Here is a 15,689-nt window from a genome sequence, read left to right as displayed (position 1 = left end):
AACACTATTCCAATTCCTTTCTGTTTATTTTCACGTGTCGTCACTGCAATGCTGGCAACAGCTCTTTGGTCAGAGTCTGTCGCCCCTGACTCCGGTTCACCATCCTGCATTACAAAAGCATCATCTGAGTCTTTCCATTAAACGGGATGATCTGTTGCATCCTTCTATTTCCGGCAATAAATGGCGAAAACTTAAATATGTTCTGCGCCAGGCAGTGTCGGACCGGGCTACCGGCCTGCTCAGCTTCGGAGGAGCCTGGTCTAACCATCTGCATGCACTGGCGGCGGCCGGCCATGCCCTTGGCCTGCCTACCATCGGCATGGTGAGAGGCGAGCCTGAATATGCCACCAATCCGACGCTCTCCGATGCCCGGGCCTGGGGCATGACACTTGAATTTGTCGACCGGCAAACGTACCGCCGCCGCCACGACAGCGATTTTCTGGCAGACATTGCCCGCCGGCACCCCGGCTTCTATCTGATCCCCGAAGGCGGCAGCTGCCCGCTGGCCCTGCCCGGCATGGCTGAACTGTGGCAAACGTTGCCACCCTGCGATGAACTGCTGGTGCCGGTGGCCAGCGGAGGCACGCTGGCAGGGCTGCTGTCAGCACGCCCTGCCGGAACCCGGATTACCGGCTACGCCGTGCTCAAGGGCAAGGAGTGGCTGTCCGGCACCATATGTGATCTGTTTGCCCCTGCCGCCACCGATAATGGCTGGCAACTACGGCTTGAGCATCACGGCGGCGGTTATGCCAAATGCTCTGCTACGGACAGACAAGCCATTGCCGGACTGAGCAGCACCCTAGGTGTCCCCCTCGAGCCAGTCTACAGTGGCAAAGCCATGCTCGGCCTGTTCCGCGACATTGAAGCAGGCTTCTATCCGCCCGGCAGCCGGCTCGTTTTTGTGCATACCGGCGGCCTGCAAGGGGCCAGAGCTCAGATCAGTGCAAAGCGCTCAGGGCAGGCAAAGTAATACCCCTGACCGGCATGAACCCCCAGTTGCTGCAGACACTCCCATTCCGCTTCGGTTTCCACTCCCACCGCAATCACCCGGGTATGATTACCCATACAGTTTCCCAGCAGGCTGCGAACGGCCATCTGGTTCACTGACTTTTTATCAATGTCCCTGACCAGGCTAGGGTGTAACTTGAGATAATTGAGGTCATATTCCTTGATGTACTGCGTACTGACCACATCCTGCCCGGCATGATCCACTGCCAGCCGGCAACCCAGCGCCTTGAGTGCCCTCAGCGGTTTGATCAGTTCCAGAAAATGGCGGCCGACACCGGCTTCCGACAGTTCAATGACCAGATCATTCAGCAGACTTTTAGGCAGCTGTATCAGTTCAAACACCAGCCAACGATGAAAACTGCGGTTCAGCAGGCTGGCCACCGATAAATTGACCGCCAGGGTGGCGCGGCGGTCGGTTTCCTGCAGTACCGTCAGGCATCGCAGCATAATGCACCGATCCAGATCCTGTAACAAACCGCACTTTTCCGCCATCGGCAGGAAGTGGCCGGCAGCCAGTTCCCGGCCCTGTTCATCATGGATCCGCGCCAGCAGCTCCTGGCTTTCAGGCTCCGCCCCTTTTGAGGCATAGATCCCCTGACGATCCAACAAAATAGCATCCTGATCGATAAGGCGGCCCAGCAGCGTACGCCAGCGTACCGTGCCTTTACCGCTGCTTTCTTCCGTCAGGCCTTTGTAATACATGAAGTAGCCATCACCACCCTGCAGGGTGGCGCTGCGCAAGGCCAGCTCTGCTTCTTCCTGCACCTGATGCAACTGCTCCCCACAACGGAAACAAACGCCCCCGATATACAAAGACGGCTCTCTCACTACATCGGGCCAGTGCAGGCGATGCAGTAATTTCAACACTTGTCTGGCCGCCTCCAGTGCTTCACTTTCCACCATATTTGGAAACAGCAAGGCAAAAGTATTTCCGGTATATCGGGCCTGCAATGCCCCGGGATAGCGCTTTATAAGATGGCTGAGATAAACAGAGGCGGAGCCCAGCAGCTCATCTCCCCGATCGTGGCCCAGCTTATAATTGATGTGCTCCAGATCCTGCAGCTCCACCAGCAGCAAGGCCCCGGAATGACTAGCAGAGTCGTTCAGTGCCGCTTCCAGACGGTTATCGAAAAACACCCGGTTACCAATACCGATTTTGCGGTCCACAAATACATTGGCGCGGATAAAGGTATCAAAGCGGCTGCGCTCCTTGCGCGCCTCCCGCAGATCCGCCATTAATTTGTCCAGTGCCCGGCTGGCGGCCTGAGGCCACTCTTCCCGGGGCTGGTGCTGCAGCATGCTGAGCTTTCCCTCGAGGATCAGCCGGCCTCTCTGCTCAAGCAGCTCGGCACCACGCAGTTGCCGGCGAAACCAGCGCAGACTGAGCAACAGACCGGCAAATACCAGCATAATGGCACCGGTCAGGCCCGACACCGCTGCAAGGGAGTGGTCGATGTAATAAAAGGGAGGTCGCAAAATAAGGGTAACCGACAGGTTACGGTCACTGTTCAGATTACGGTGGTACTCTTCACGGATTTCATCTTCGGCAAGCGGCCGGCCAAGATCGTAACGGTAATATTCCTGCCCGTTGTTATGTACCGAAAACTCGATAATATCGTTAACATCCAGCAGTGCCGGCAGCCAGCGGTCTATGGCCGGCCGGGCCTCCGCCCCGGGTTGCCAGGCCTCGTCCACCATACGCACCACGGCGTCTACCTGACGCTGCTGATAAGCGATACCTATGCGGTAAAAGCTGAGAGCGGCACCAACCAGCACCATCAACACAGCAGCCAGCACACACAGAGTGATGGTAGTAATAAACTGATTGGTAAACTTCATTCGCTGTCCTTGCTGCCGGCTCCGGCCGGTTGTTTCCTTGTTTTCAACAGAGTCATGTGAACCCTGCCTTTATTACTTCAGTATCGTGCACTTTTCCGTGTACGCCAACAAAAGACCCCGCCGAAGCGGGGTCCAGGAAACGGCATACTCAGAACGGAATATCGTCATCGAAATCCATGGGTGGCTCATTGTATACCGGCTGACTCTGCGGTTTTTGCTGCGGCTGGCTTTGCTGCTGGCTCTGCGGCTGCGGGGAGGTACTGCCGCCACCGTACTGGGACTGACCACCCTGCTGTCCATACTGGCCGCCACCCTGTTGCTGACCCCAGTTGCCCTGCTGCTGACCACCGCTCTGCTGGCCCTGGCTCCAGCCACCCTGACCGCCGCCCTGAGGACGTCCGCCCAGCATCTGCATGGTACCACCCATGTCGACCACCACCTCGGTGGTATAGCGGTCCTGGCCGCCCTGATCCTGCCACTTGCGGGTCTGCAAACGGCCTTCCACATATACCTGAGAGCCCTTACGCAAATATTCACCGGCAATTTCAGCCAGCTTCCCGAAAAAGACTACCCGGTGCCATTCAGTACGCTCACGTTGCTCACCGTTCTGCTTGTCACGCCAGGTTTCACTGGTGGCCAGCGTGATATTAGCAACGGCATTGCCGTTAGGCATATAGCGCACTTCGGGGTCCTGACCCAGATGACCGATCAGAATGACTTTGTTGATGCCTCTATTGGCCATAACTTGCTCCGTACTCACAGGTTGATCAGGCGCTTCGCCTGATCCAGTTCAAAAATGTTGCCATCTACCTTAAGGTAGGCAGCGCCTTCATCCGGAATGATCAGCGCCTCATGTACCCCCGGCAGCGCCATCAGCCGCTGCAGCAGCTGGCTGCGGGCAGACTCTGTCTCTATCTTAACACCGATAGGAAGAATATGAGACCGGACCCGACTGACGTTCGCCATGCCGGTGGACAGCCAGAACCAGAACACCATGGTCAGCGCCACCAGCAAAAACACACCCGCCCCGCCCAATTGCTGATAAAGCGCCCCACCTGCCACACCGCCTACAAAGGCCCCGATAAACTGGCTGGTCGAATAGATGCCCATGGCGGTCCCTTTACCGCCCGCGGGTGCCAGCATCGACAGAAACGCCGGTAATGAGGCTTCCATAAAATTAAACGCCGTAAAATATAACACCATGGCCACGACCAGCAGCCATAGCTGGCTGCCGGCTACCGCCATCAGCACCAGGGCGACCATCATGACCAGAATGGAGGCCTGAAACAGCACCTTGTTCATATTGCGCCGGGCCCCGAGGATCAAAAAAGGCACAATCAGCACAAAAGACATCAGCAATGTCGGAAAATACAGCCACCAGTGCTGCTCTCGCACCAGGCCGGCATCCACCAGCGACAGCGGGAAAGCCACAAACACGGCAGTCAGGCTCAAATGCAGTAGCATTATGCCGAAATCGAGGCGTAACAATTGCTTATCTTTCAGCAACCGGCCAAACAGTTCGGGCGCTGCAGTAACATCCCGTATCTGCCCTTTACTGGCGTAATCCGGCAACAGAAAACGCACCATAACAATACCAATCAGCGCCAGCAAGGCCGTAGCCCAGAATACCCCGGACAAGCCAAAGTGAGCCGCCAGCAGCGGGCCCGCGACCATGGCCACGGCAAAGGAGATCCCGATGCACACCCCGATAATTGCCATAGCTTTGGTACGGTGCTCTTCCCGGGTAATGTCCGCGGCCAGGGCAAGAATCGCACCGGCAATGGCACCGCTGCCCTGCAACACCCGGCCGGCGACCACGCCATAAACCGAATCAGACACCGCAGCCAACACAGAGCCGGCAGCGAACAAGGCCAGACCGCCATAAATCACCGGCTTACGACCAATGCGATCCGACAGCCAGCCGGCGGGAATCTGTAATATCGCCTGGGTCAGACCATAAGCCCCAATAGCAATACCAACCCACAAGGGCGAAAAACCGCTCAGGCTGTCACCATACAGGGCAAAAACCGGCATGATCATGAACAGGCCCAGCATGCGCATGCCAAAAATGCTGGCCAGAGTAAAGGACGCCCGCCGTTCCTGCGGGCTGAAGCCTTGCTGTTCGCTCATGAATTCTGTTCCGCTGTCATTGTTCGCAAAGAGCAGCAGTTTAGCACGGAGCGCAACCCAAGATTAATCCCCTTAATGCGCCCTTGGCTGGCTATTCATACAGTGCCATACTAGCCGGTCTGGTGTAAAACTTGGTCATGTTGCAGATGGATAAAATCGACGTTCGCGGAGCACGCACCCACAATCTGAAAAATATCAGCCTGGAACTGCCCCGGGACAAACTTATCGTGATCACCGGCTTGTCCGGTTCCGGCAAGTCGTCCCTGGCCTTTGATACCCTCTACGCCGAAGGTCAGCGCCGCTACGTGGAGTCGCTGTCGGCCTATGCCCGTCAGTTCCTCTCACTGATGGAAAAGCCCGACGTCGATCATATTGAGGGGCTGTCGCCGGCCATTTCCATCGAGCAGAAGTCCACCTCTCACAACCCCCGTTCTACCGTGGGCACCATTACCGAGATTCACGATTACCTGAGATTGCTGTTTGCCCGGGTGGGCGAACCCCGCTGCCCCGTCCACCATCTGCCATTGGCAGCCCAGACCATCAGCCAGATGGTAGACAAGGTACTGGAGCAGCCCGAAGGAAAACGGCTGATGTTGCTGGCACCGGTGATCCGCAACCGCAAGGGCGAGCACAGTAAACTGCTGGATAATCTGTCAGCACAGGGCTTTATCCGTGCCCGCATCGACGGCGAGGTTTGTGATCTGTCGGATCCGCCGGCACTGGAGCTGCAGAAAAAGCACACCATTGAAGTGGTCGTGGACCGCTTTAAGGTCCGGGATGACCTGCAGTTACGGCTGGCCGAATCCTTTGAAGCGGCGCTGGAGCTGTCTGGCGGCATCGCTTCCGTGGTCAGCATGGATGATGCCAACGAAGACCCGCTGGTATTCTCCGCCAACTTCGCGTGTCCCGAATGCGGCCACTCCATTGCCGAGCTGGAGCCACGTATTTTTTCCTTCAACAACCCGGCCGGGGCCTGTGAACAGTGCGACGGTCTGGGTGCCCAGCAAATTGTTGATCCCGACAAGGTGGTATCCAACCCGGAACTGAGTCTGTCAGGCGGCGCCATTCGAGGCTGGGACAAGCGCAGTTATTACTACTATCAGATGCTGAAGTCATTGGCGGAGCACTACGATTTCGATCTGGAAACTCCCTTTGAGCAGCTCTCCAGACCCATTCAGAAAGCGGTGCTGTACGGCTCCGGCCGTGTCAGTATCGAGTTCCGCTATATGAACGACCGGGGCGATGTGCTGGTACGCAAGCATCCCTTTGAAGGCATAGTACATAATATGGAGCGCCGTTACCGGGAGACCGAGTCCAGCTCGGTGCGTGAAGAACTGGCCAAATACCAGAGTAACCGCGCCTGCCCCGGCTGTGGCGGTACCCGCCTGAAAGAAGCCGCCCGTCACGTCTTTGTGGCAGATCACAACCTGCCCCAGGTGTCCGATATGGCCATTGGTGAGGCCCATACCTTTTTTACCGACCTTTGTCTGTCCGGGCAAAAAGCACAGATTGCCGACAAGATCCTCAAGGAAATCACCGAACGGCTGGGCTTTCTGGTCAATGTCGGACTCAACTACCTTACTCTGTCCCGCAGTGCCGAAACCCTTTCCGGTGGCGAGGCTCAGCGTATCCGTCTGGCCAGCCAGATAGGGGCCGGCCTGGTGGGGGTCATGTATGTGCTGGACGAGCCCAGCATCGGCCTGCATCAGCGCGACAACGAACGGCTGCTGGCCACCCTGACTCACCTGCGTGATCTGGGCAATACCGTGATTGTGGTAGAACACGATGAAGATGCTATTCGTGCAGCCGATCATGTGCTCGATATTGGCCCCGGTGCCGGTGTACACGGCGGCCAGATTGTCGCTCAGGGGACCCCTGAAGAAGTAATGGCCAACCCGGAATCACTGACTGGTGCCTATCTGTCGGGGCGGGAGTGCATTGCCGTACCGGCCCAACGCACACCGGCCGGCGAGCACTGGCTGAAACTGGAAGGCGCCAGCGGAAATAACCTCCGACAGGTGGATCTGGAGCTGCCCCTGGGGCTGATGACCTGTGTCACCGGCGTATCCGGCTCGGGTAAATCAACCCTGATTAACGACACTCTGTTTCCTCTGGCTCACCGGGAGCTGAACAAAGCCACCGTGAGCCAGCCGGCACCCTACCGGGATATTCATGGTTTAGACAAGCTGGACAAGGTGGTGGACATTGATCAGAGCCCCATCGGCCGCACGCCCCGCTCCAACCCGGCTACCTACACCGGTATTTTCACCCCCATTCGCGAGCTGTTTTCCGGCACCCAGGAAGCCCGCTCCCGAGGCTACAAGCCGGGCCGCTTCTCCTTCAACGTCAAGGGCGGTCGCTGTGAGGCCTGCCAGGGCGATGGTGTCATCAAAGTAGAAATGCACTTTCTGCCCGATGTCTACGTTCCCTGCGATGTGTGCAAAGGCAAGCGCTATAACCGGGAAACACTGGAGATAAAATACAAGGGCAAGAGCATTCACGAAGTGCTGGAGATGACGGTGGAAGAAGCCTGCGATTTCTTTGCCCCAGTCCCGGCCATTGCCCGCAAGCTGCAAACTCTGATGGATGTGGGCCTTTCTTATATTCGCCTGGGCCAGTCTGCAACCACCTTGTCGGGAGGTGAGGCTCAGCGGGTCAAACTGGCCCGGGAACTGTCAAAACGCGACACCGGCCAGACCCTGTATATCCTGGACGAGCCCACTACCGGGCTGCATTTTCACGATATTCAGCTGTTACTGACCGTACTGCACCGGTTACGGGACCACGGTAATACCGTGGTGATTATTGAACACAACCTGGACGTGATAAAAACCGCAGACTGGCTTGTGGATCTGGGGCCTGAAGGGGGCAGTGGTGGCGGACAAATCCTGGTAACCGGGACCCCGGAGCAGGTAGCACAGCATGAAATGTCGCATACCGCCCGCTTTTTACGTCCTATGCTGAAGGGGTAACTAGCAGAACAAGGACTCATGGATGAGCCGGCTTTCCCTGCCTTACCTTTTTTTCTGGTGTTTCGCCGCCTGGACACTGGGCGGCATGCATTTTTTTATGCATAACCCCGGTGGTTCCGGCCTGTATCTGCCTTTCAACATGACCGGCTGGATCCTGATATCACTGATGACCGGCCTGGGGTTGTGGCAAATGACGCTCAACCGGGTGGTGGTATACAGCCGTTTTCATCTTTGCTGCTGGCTGGCTGGCTTACTGATGCTGGTGCCACTGCTCTACCCGGGTGCGGAATTCGCGGATCGGGCTTTGCCCCGGCTGGCCGGACTGGCAGGCGGCCTGCTGTTCTGGTTTGCCCTGCTGCAGTGTCGCTTTAATGAACAGCAACGCTGGCGGCTGCTCTATCTTCTGCTGGCGGCGGTCAGCCTTGAAATCACACTGGGACTGGTACAGTACTACCTGCTGGAACCCGGTAATGCGATCGGATACAACACCAAAGCCAACCGGCCCTATGGCATTTTTCAGCAGCCCAATGTGATGGCCAGTTTTATGGCCACGGGCCTGTTGCTGGCCTGGTACCTGTGGCTGGCAGACCGGCGGACATTGCCGGCAATACGCCGGGTGTGGCTGGGAGCCGTGTTACTCACAACGGCGCTGCTCCTGATCGTCCTGCAATCCCGGGCTGGTCTGCTGGGCGGACTGGCTGGCATACTGCTCATGCTACCGTTCAGCTGGCAGCGCAGCCGGCGCGAGACGCTGATCTTGCTCGGACTGGTCACGTTGGGAGCCGGACTGGCCGTTATCTCTATGTCACTGGTAGACAGCGTACAGAGAAACAGCGGGATCTACAGCACCCCCGGCATACGCCAGTATTACTGGCAGCAGAGTCTGACATTAATAAGCCAGCATCTCTGGACTGGCGTTGGCTACGGCGAGTTTGAACGCCAGTTTATGGAGTTTTATACCCGCCAGAGAGAGGTGATTGACGGCCTGCCCCCGATGGAGCCCAACCTCAACCACCCTCATAACGAGCTGCTGCTCTGGGGCGTCGAAGGCGGCCTGCTTCCGGTACTGGCAATGGCCAGCGTGGCCCTGATGTTTGTATGGCAATTAAGGAAGGTGCCATGGCGGCACGCCCTGGCCATGGCTGCGCTAATATGGCCCATCGCACTGCACAGTCAGACCGAATATCCTTTTTATCATTCTCTCACCCACTGGATAACTCTGCTGGTTTTGCTCTATTGGATCGATCTGCAGCTTCAGCCCGGGCAGCAAACGCCTTATCGCCCTCGCCTGCTGGCTCGTTTTAGCGCATTGCTGCTCCCGCTGCTGGTTGTTTCCTTTATGCTCACCGGCCTGCAAACGGCCCGCGTGGTGACCTTGTATGAAAGGGGCGGAAGTCGGGACCCGGCATTATTGCAATCCGCACTGAATCCACTGGCCTGGCTGGGCCGGATGGAATTTAATGCCATGTCGCTGCGACTGCAGGCTGGGACCGCCAAGCAGGATGAACAGGCGTTACAGGACTATCTGGACTGGGGGCAGGAGTATGTGCGCCATACCCCCAGAGCCAGTGTCTACCGTAATATGGTACTGGCCTTATACTCTCTGCACCGCCCGGAAGAGGCACAACAGTTATTACTGCTCGCGCGTCATTACTATCCCGGGGAGCAAAAGTTGTCTCACGCTCACATTCAGCGGGCCTTGAGTGCCGCCGTTGCTTCTCCGGCCGCGTCAGTACCGGAAACCTGAACAAAGCGAACCTTAAACAGCCGGGACCACCATTTTCCTGTCAGGTAAAACTCACCGGTATCAGGACGATAAGCAATGCCGTTTAATACCGCTTCCGGGTGCCTTTTGCGGCCACTTAGCGGCAGCAGTGATGAGGCATCAATCACCGCATCTACCCTGCCACTGTCCTTCTGAATGCGCAGAATGTATGTTTCTTTCCAGACATTGGCGTAAATATGCTCACCCACGCAGGCCAGGGCATTTAGCCGGTGCTGGGGTTGTCCGTGCAAACGCACCGTCAATCGTTGCTGCAACACGAAGTCCGTTTTACTCCGCTGTTGCAGATGGGCCGAACCATCACTCATCCACAACTGTCTGCCGTCATAACATAAACCCCACCCTTCTCCCTGATAGGTAAAGCCGGTTTCCATTTTCAAACCAGGCAGCCGCCACACCAGCGCCCGTCCCTCTTTCCAGGTCAGCTGCACCAGCTGGTTGTCCACCCGGGCCAGGCCTTCGCCAAACAGGGTGGCGGACAGAGGAAGGTGCCGCTCAGCCTCGCCATTATACGCCTTCAGTTGCCGCAACCCGGACTGGCCATAAAGTCCGGTACTTTCATACAACCGGCCGTCATGCCACTCCAGTCCCTGCGTAAAGGCATTAACATCATGGGGAAGGGTTTCCATAACCTCGACCGCCAGTTGCTCCACAGCGCGGACCTGAGCAGCGAGCAGCAGCAGCAGCAGCCCCCATAGCATACCGCCGGCCGGTTTCATCCGGCCGCGCTCCGGCTCACCAACCAGTCACTCAGCCCGGCGGCCAGCTCACTGCCCGCCTGGCCGAGGGCGCTGACCACTGCATCGGCATTCAGGGAGTTCACCGCCACCCGCTGCTCAAACCGCCGGCTGGCCAGAATACGTCGGTCTTGGGTACGCAACAGCTGAGCATCAAACCGAATCACTACCTGCTGTCGCCCGTCACTCAGATCAACCTCCAGCGCGCGTAATGTGCCGGCCAGCTCCCACTCTGCCTGCATGCCATTTTCTTCCCGGCTTAACGCCGCAAACCGGCCATCCCGCCACAATGCGTCCAGCAGCCAGTCCTGCCAAAGCTCCGGTAAGGGGGCTTCCCAGCGGGCATCACCATACGCCTGATAGGACTGAGTCTGAGTCAGCACCAGCAAACGGTTGCCCTGATGCACACCGGTCGCCTGAGGCCGGGCCAGCCGCAGCCCGGTCAACTGCTCATTCTGTTCCCCGACCCCCGATGCCGCCGGAGGCAACCGGTATTGACTCACCGGTGTCGCCGGCGGCAACACGGTGCAACCGGCCAGACCAGCCAGGAGCACCACTATCATGGCTGTTTTCTTCATGGCTGAAAGACCTCCATTTGTTCCCGTTCCAGTAAGGTACCGGCAGGATCCTGCTGCAGCTGCCGGGTAACATCACCCAGCGATCTCAGGGTATGGCGCAATTCCCGTAACGTCGGTTCCAGCCCGGCCAGGCCCTGCACTCCCGCTTCCAGTGCCGGTTGCTGCCGGGCCAGTAACTGTTCCAGCCGCGCACTTAACCGTTGCAGACTGGCGGCGGTAGCTGCGGTATCCGCCAGCAAGGGTTCACTGTGCCGGGCAAACTGCCGATCCAGCCGGGCAATCATGGTGTCCAGACGCACAGCCGCCTCCGACAGTGAGCTGACCCCTTCATTCAAAGCGCCTTGCTGCTGGGCCAGACCGGAAGTAACCGTGTCCAGGTTGGCCAGAATGTGGCTCACATGAGCTGCATTTTCCGGCGTCAGCAAATGGTTGGCACTATCAAGCAGGTTGTTCAGCCCCACCATCAGCTCTTCGCTGTTTACCCTGAGCCGGGTAAACGGTGACGGTTCGGCCTGAATAACCGGAATATCGTCTTTGTTCTGTGCCAGCAAGGGACTGTCCGGTGAACCATGACTAAGCGCAATATTGGCGGCCCCGGTAATATTGGCCAGCGCCAGCCGGGCCCGGGTATCGGTTTTGACCGGCGCATCGGCAGCAATGCGCACCCGGGCCCGCACCTGCCGAGGATCATCCGGATTCAGTGTCAGATTTTCCACCTCGCCCACCCGAATACCGCTGTACTGTACCGCACTGCCCACCGACAGCCCGGATACCGGCTCGGTAAACACAATATCCAGCCGGCGTACTTCGCTGTCGTCACCCACCTTGCCCAGCCAAAGCGTAAACAGCAAGGCACCCGCTGCCGTCAGCAGGGTAAACAGCCCCACCAGCACATGATGCGCACGGGTTTCCATAAATGACTCCTTAATTGTCGGCTTGCGCCATACATTGTTCGTTGCCGAGTGCAGCATACTGTGCCGCTCTGCCCCTCGGGCCATGAAAATAGTCCTGGATCCAGGGATCCTGCGTGGCTGCGACTTCGGCCAGCAAGCCTATCGCCTGTACCCGCTTTTGCCCCAGCACCGCAACCCGGTCACAACAGGTGTAAAGAGTATCGAGATCGTGCGTCACCAGCACGACGGTCAGCCCCAAAGCATCACGCAATGTCAGCAACAGGTGATCAAACGCCGCCGCCGATACCGGATCCAGCCCGGCAGTCGGCTCATCCAGAAACAACACCTGCGGATCCAGTGCCAGCGCACGGGCCAGTGCCACTCGCTTGACCATCCCACCTGAAAGGTTGGACGGATAACGGCCGCCGGCCAACGCCGGCAATCCGGCCAGGGCCAGCTTGATATCTGCCAGCCTTGCAGCCTGCTGCCGGTTCAGACCGGCATGTTCCACCAGTGGCAAGGCAATGTTTTCCAGTACTGTCAGCGAAGAAAACAGAGCCCCATTCTGAAACAGCACCCCCATGCGCCGTTCCAGCTCAATGCGCTGTGCTGCTGGCAAGGTCAGCAAATCCTGCTGCCACAAGCGCACTTCGCCGGCATCGGGCCGGTGCAGGCCGATGATGGAACGCAGCAGCACCGACTTGCCACTGCCTGAGCCCCCCACAATACCGAGGATCTCTCCCTGCATAACATCCAGATTAAGCTGATCATGCACCACCTGAGTGCCAAAACAATTGCGCAGCCCATGCACACGAATAATGGTCCCCGTCACCACCCCATCTCCATTAAAAACAAGGCGGCAATGGCATCCAGCAGAATCACCACAAAGATCGACTGCACCACACTCGAGGTGGTGTGTTCCCCTACCGACTGCGCACTGCCCGACACCTTAAAACCCTCCAGACAACCGATAAGGGCAATCAGCACGGCAAATACCGGTGCCTTGCCCAGTCCGACCAGCAGATGATTCAGTGGTACCTCCCGGACAATGGTCAGATAGTGCGCAGGGGAAATATCCAGCGACATCACGCCTACCAGAGCGCCACCAAGCAGTCCGCTGAGTACCGCGATAAAAGTCAGCAGCGGCAAGGTCAGCAGCAGTGCCAGCAGCCGAGGCAGCACCAACAGTGCAATCGGGTCCAGCCCCTGGGCCCGCAGGGCATCCAGTTCCTGATTGACCTTCATTGATCCCAGCTGGGCAGTAAAGGCGCTGGCCGTGCGACCCGCGAGCAAAATGGCGGTAAGCAGCACACCGAATTCGCGCATAAAGCTGTAAGCCACTAGATCCACGGTGTAAATGGTCGCTCCGAAATTGGCCAGTACGGTGGCCCCCAGAAAGGCCACTACGGCTCCCACCAGAAACGTCAGCAGCGCCACGATCGGCACGGCATTAAGGCCGCACTGATGCATTTGTGCCACCAGAGCGGTCATGCGCCATTGCGCGGGACGAAACGCCACCTTCACGGCCGTGGTCAGGGTCAGACCGGTAAAGCCCAGTAGCATTTTTCCCTGCACCCAGCCGGTATGCACCCGCTCCCCCAGCCGTGCCAGCGTATCTCCCCGGCGCGCTGGCACGACGGGCACAGGCTCGCGCCCGCTCATTGCACCGGTAACCGCCAGCAACAATGAGCGCTGCCCTTCTTGCATTCCCTCTGCCTGCCGTGCAAGTGCCGGCAAGGCTGGCCCCAGCTGCTGCCACAGCAGGCCGGCAGCGGCGGTATCCAGGCGGGCCAGATTCCTGCCATCCAGTTCTGTCACCCCGTCGGCAGGCAATGACACCAAGGCCTCATGCAGGTGCTGATAATGGGGAAGTGTCCAGTCACCGTGCAGACTCAGGCATCCTTTGTTCAATTGCCAGCCGGGCTTGTCGCCATTCAATACAGACCTCCTTCTTCGGTCAGCATGCGTACCAGCCTGCTGCGGGTCACCAGGCCCCGGCCGCGCCTCACCGGCACCAGAAAACCGGCACCGGCGTCTCCTTGCAGGCTGCGCAATGCTTCCAGTAACGACATGTCCCGCTCCAGTACCTGCAAGCGACACGCCGGGGTTAACAGTGTTTCCAGCTGTTCAGTGGTGATTCCTTCGTGCAGTTGCGAGGCTGTCAGCAGGTAATAATCTTGCTCATGTTTCAGTATCAATGCGGCCGCCTGAGTATTTGGCAGCGCACTCTTGCCGTCCCATTCCACCAGGCTCATATCTGCCAGTTCCGATAAATAGCGCTGTGCCAGTGCGGTGCGTACCGGGTGTGTCTGTAATTCCTGACCACGGACTCTGAGCTGGGTGATCACCAGTGATGGCAGGTGAAATCCGTGCTGGCACAACAAATTGGCACCCAGTACCACAACCATGGCCGGCAGCATGGCTTCGGCACTGAGCGACAGCTCCAGCACGGTGGCAATGGCGGCCAACGGGGCATGCAACACGGCGCTCATCATCGCGGCCATGCCCAGCAAGGCATATAAAGCCGGATCCGAGGTGCCGGGGATCAGTGCCCCGGCCACACCGCCGGCACACACTCCCAACATCAAGGTGGGGGCTATCTGGCCACCGGGCACACCCAGTCCGATGGCTGCCGCCGTAGCCAGTAACTTGGCCACCAGAATGCTCAGTAACAATAACCAGGGCAGTCCGTTACTCAAGGTGAGATTAATGGTGTCATAACCTGAGCCGAGGATCTGGGGCACTGCCAGCGCCAGCACACCGGTTATCGCACCGGCCAGCAGCAGCCGGGCCGCCCGTGACTTCACCGGCAGCCGAACAAACATCAATACCAGACGTTGAAATAACGCGGCCAGCAGTCCGATCCAAAGTCCGGTCACCAGCAAGCCGGGAATATCCTGATAGGATGCAAGCGATAAACTCACCGGTTCCAGAATGGCATGCTCTCCCAGTAAACCATGGGTCAGCGCAGAGGCGGTAATGGCAGCGGCAATAATGGGAGCAAAGCCCAGCAGGCTGTATTCCATCAGCACGACTTCCATGGCAAACAGCACACCCGCCAACGGAGTATTAAAAGCAGCCGAAATGGCCGCCGCCGTACCGCATCCCAGTAACAGTCTGAGCTGGCTGGGAGGCCGGCCTGCAAGCTGGCCCACCTGACTGGCAATGCCCGCTCCCAACAGCACGGTCGGCCCCTCCCGGCCGACACTGTGTCCCGAGCCAAGAGCAATCAGAGCCGCCACAAACTGAAAACCAATATTGGCTGCCGGAATACGTCCCTGACCAAACTGCAGCCGCTCCAGCACATAGGCCAGCCCCACCGTCTGGGACGCTGCCGGCGTCAGCCGGTAAAGCAAAATAAGCAGCAGGCTGCCCGCCAGCGGCAACCCCAGCTGCCAATACCAGGCCAGTGATTCAAAGTCCTCCAGGTTTTTACCGTTAAGACTTCCCAGCATCCCATTCAGCACAAACAAAAAGCTCATCATCACCAGGCTGGCTGCAACACCAGTCAGTACGCCCAGCATGACAAGGGGCAGCAGACCGGCGGAATGCCGGGCAAACAAACGCTGGATCAGGTTGTCTGTTTGAGGATTCATACGCTGCGTCCAAACATCTCAGGGCCTCCCATTATCCCCTTCAGGTATGGAATAAACCACTTTTAAAGCAATGATTTATGTTATATTTCATAGACATCAAGGTTTCATTCAGGCACCTGCCGGGTCGCCTCGCAGCGACCAGCTCCTGCCTGA

General features: G+C 58.1%; 12 protein-coding genes. 3 read left to right on the top strand and 9 right to left on the bottom strand.

Annotation, left to right across the window (positions count from 1 at the left end; all coding sequences use genetic code 11):
• The first annotated feature begins 34 nt into the window (after window positions 1-34).
• Window positions 35-970, top strand: a complete 936-nt coding sequence (locus B6S09_RS07945) for a 1-aminocyclopropane-1-carboxylate deaminase/D-cysteine desulfhydrase (protein WP_243832812.1) — start codon at window positions 35-37, stop codon at window positions 968-970.
• Here B6S09_RS07945 and B6S09_RS07940 read toward each other — a convergent pair.
• The 3 genes from B6S09_RS07940 to B6S09_RS07930 all read right to left on the bottom strand — a co-directional run bounded on the left by B6S09_RS07940 (window position 934) and on the right by B6S09_RS07930 (window position 4,977).
• A complete protein-coding gene (locus B6S09_RS07940; RefSeq protein ID WP_094277977.1) occupies window positions 934-2,847 on the bottom strand; it encodes an EAL domain-containing protein in 1,914 nt (637 codons plus the stop codon). The genes B6S09_RS07945 and B6S09_RS07940 overlap by 37 nt on opposite strands.
• A 148-nt stretch (window positions 2,848-2,995) precedes the next feature.
• On the bottom strand, window positions 2,996-3,589 hold the full coding sequence (locus tag B6S09_RS07935; RefSeq protein ID WP_094277976.1) for a single-stranded DNA-binding protein: 594 nt from the start codon (window positions 3,587-3,589) through the stop codon (window positions 2,996-2,998).
• A gap of 14 nt (window positions 3,590-3,603) precedes the next feature.
• Window positions 3,604-4,977: an MFS transporter gene (locus tag B6S09_RS07930; RefSeq protein WP_094277975.1), complete on the bottom strand. Its 1,374-nt coding sequence runs from the start codon at window positions 4,975-4,977 to the stop codon at window positions 3,604-3,606.
• A 146-nt stretch (window positions 4,978-5,123) separates the two neighbouring features.
• On the opposite strand from B6S09_RS07930, the gene uvrA reads away from it, so the two are divergent.
• Together uvrA and B6S09_RS07920 are read left to right on the top strand one after the other, a co-directional pair.
• Window positions 5,124-7,949 (top strand): excinuclease ABC subunit UvrA, encoded by a 2,826-nt coding sequence (gene uvrA, locus B6S09_RS07925; protein ID WP_094278171.1) that lies wholly within the window; start codon window positions 5,124-5,126, stop codon window positions 7,947-7,949.
• 22 nt (window positions 7,950-7,971) lie between these two features.
• A complete protein-coding gene (locus B6S09_RS07920) occupies window positions 7,972-9,696 on the top strand; it encodes a PglL family O-oligosaccharyltransferase (protein WP_094277974.1) in 1,725 nt (574 codons plus the stop codon).
• Here the strand turns inward: B6S09_RS07920 and B6S09_RS07915 are convergent.
• Genes B6S09_RS07915 through B6S09_RS07890 form a run of 6 tightly spaced genes read right to left on the bottom strand, consistent with a single transcriptional unit; the run spans window position 9,639 to window position 15,536 of the window.
• Window positions 9,639-10,451 carry a glutaminyl-peptide cyclotransferase gene (locus tag B6S09_RS07915; protein ID WP_094277973.1) on the bottom strand — a complete coding sequence of 271 codons (813 nt, stop codon included), beginning with the start codon at window positions 10,449-10,451 and terminating at the stop codon, window positions 9,639-9,641. The genes B6S09_RS07920 and B6S09_RS07915 overlap by 58 nt on opposite strands.
• Entirely contained in the window at window positions 10,448-11,047 is a 600-nt protein-coding gene (locus B6S09_RS07910) for an ABC-type transport auxiliary lipoprotein family protein (protein ID WP_094277972.1), read from the bottom strand. The genes B6S09_RS07915 and B6S09_RS07910 overlap by 4 nt, the downstream gene beginning before the upstream one ends.
• A complete protein-coding gene (locus tag B6S09_RS07905; protein ID WP_094277971.1) occupies window positions 11,044-11,961 on the bottom strand; it encodes an MlaD family protein in 918 nt (305 codons plus the stop codon). The genes B6S09_RS07910 and B6S09_RS07905 overlap by 4 nt, the downstream gene beginning before the upstream one ends.
• 10 nt (window positions 11,962-11,971) lie before the next feature.
• Window positions 11,972-12,772 carry an ABC transporter ATP-binding protein gene (locus tag B6S09_RS07900; protein ID WP_094278170.1) on the bottom strand — a complete coding sequence of 267 codons (801 nt, stop codon included), beginning with the start codon at window positions 12,770-12,772 and terminating at the stop codon, window positions 11,972-11,974.
• Window positions 12,769-13,878 carry an MlaE family ABC transporter permease gene (locus B6S09_RS07895; protein ID WP_094277970.1) on the bottom strand — a complete coding sequence of 370 codons (1,110 nt, stop codon included), beginning with the start codon at window positions 13,876-13,878 and terminating at the stop codon, window positions 12,769-12,771. The genes B6S09_RS07900 and B6S09_RS07895 overlap by 4 nt, the downstream gene beginning before the upstream one ends.
• Window positions 13,875-15,536: a chloride channel protein gene (locus B6S09_RS07890; protein ID WP_094277969.1), complete on the bottom strand. Its 1,662-nt coding sequence runs from the start codon at window positions 15,534-15,536 to the stop codon at window positions 13,875-13,877. Before B6S09_RS07890 ends, B6S09_RS07895 begins: the two co-directional genes overlap by 4 nt.
• Between the last annotated feature and the right edge of the window lie 153 nt (window positions 15,537-15,689).

It is taken from the genome of Oceanimonas baumannii (assembly GCF_002245495.1).
Classification (GTDB): Bacteria; Pseudomonadota; Gammaproteobacteria; order Enterobacterales; family Aeromonadaceae; genus Oceanimonas; species Oceanimonas baumannii.
The sequence above is the reverse complement of the archived record's forward strand: the minus strand, read 5'-3'. Positions and strand labels throughout refer to the sequence as shown.

Bases quoted from the DNA above. Each gene is read 5' to 3' on its own strand.
- B6S09_RS07940 (WP_094277977.1), bottom strand. From the start codon at position 2,847: ATGAAGTTTACCAATCAGTTTATTACTACCATCACTCTGTGTGTGCTG.
- B6S09_RS07935 (WP_094277976.1), bottom strand. From the start codon at position 3,589: ATGGCCAATAGAGGCATCAACAAAGTCATTCTGATCGGTCATCTGGGT.
- B6S09_RS07930 (WP_094277975.1), bottom strand. From the start codon at position 4,977: ATGAGCGAACAGCAAGGCTTCAGCCCGCAGGAACGGCGGGCGTCCTTT.
- uvrA (WP_094278171.1), top strand. From the start codon at position 5,124: ATGGATAAAATCGACGTTCGCGGAGCACGCACCCACAATCTGAAAAAT.
- B6S09_RS07920 (WP_094277974.1), top strand. From the start codon at position 7,972: ATGAGCCGGCTTTCCCTGCCTTACCTTTTTTTCTGGTGTTTCGCCGCC.
- B6S09_RS07915 (WP_094277973.1), bottom strand. From the start codon at position 10,451: ATGAAACCGGCCGGCGGTATGCTATGGGGGCTGCTGCTGCTGCTGCTC.
- B6S09_RS07910 (WP_094277972.1), bottom strand. From the start codon at position 11,047: ATGAAGAAAACAGCCATGATAGTGGTGCTCCTGGCTGGTCTGGCCGGT.
- B6S09_RS07905 (WP_094277971.1), bottom strand. From the start codon at position 11,961: ATGGAAACCCGTGCGCATCATGTGCTGGTGGGGCTGTTTACCCTGCTG.
- B6S09_RS07890 (WP_094277969.1), bottom strand. From the start codon at position 15,536: ATGAATCCTCAAACAGACAACCTGATCCAGCGTTTGTTTGCCCGGCAT.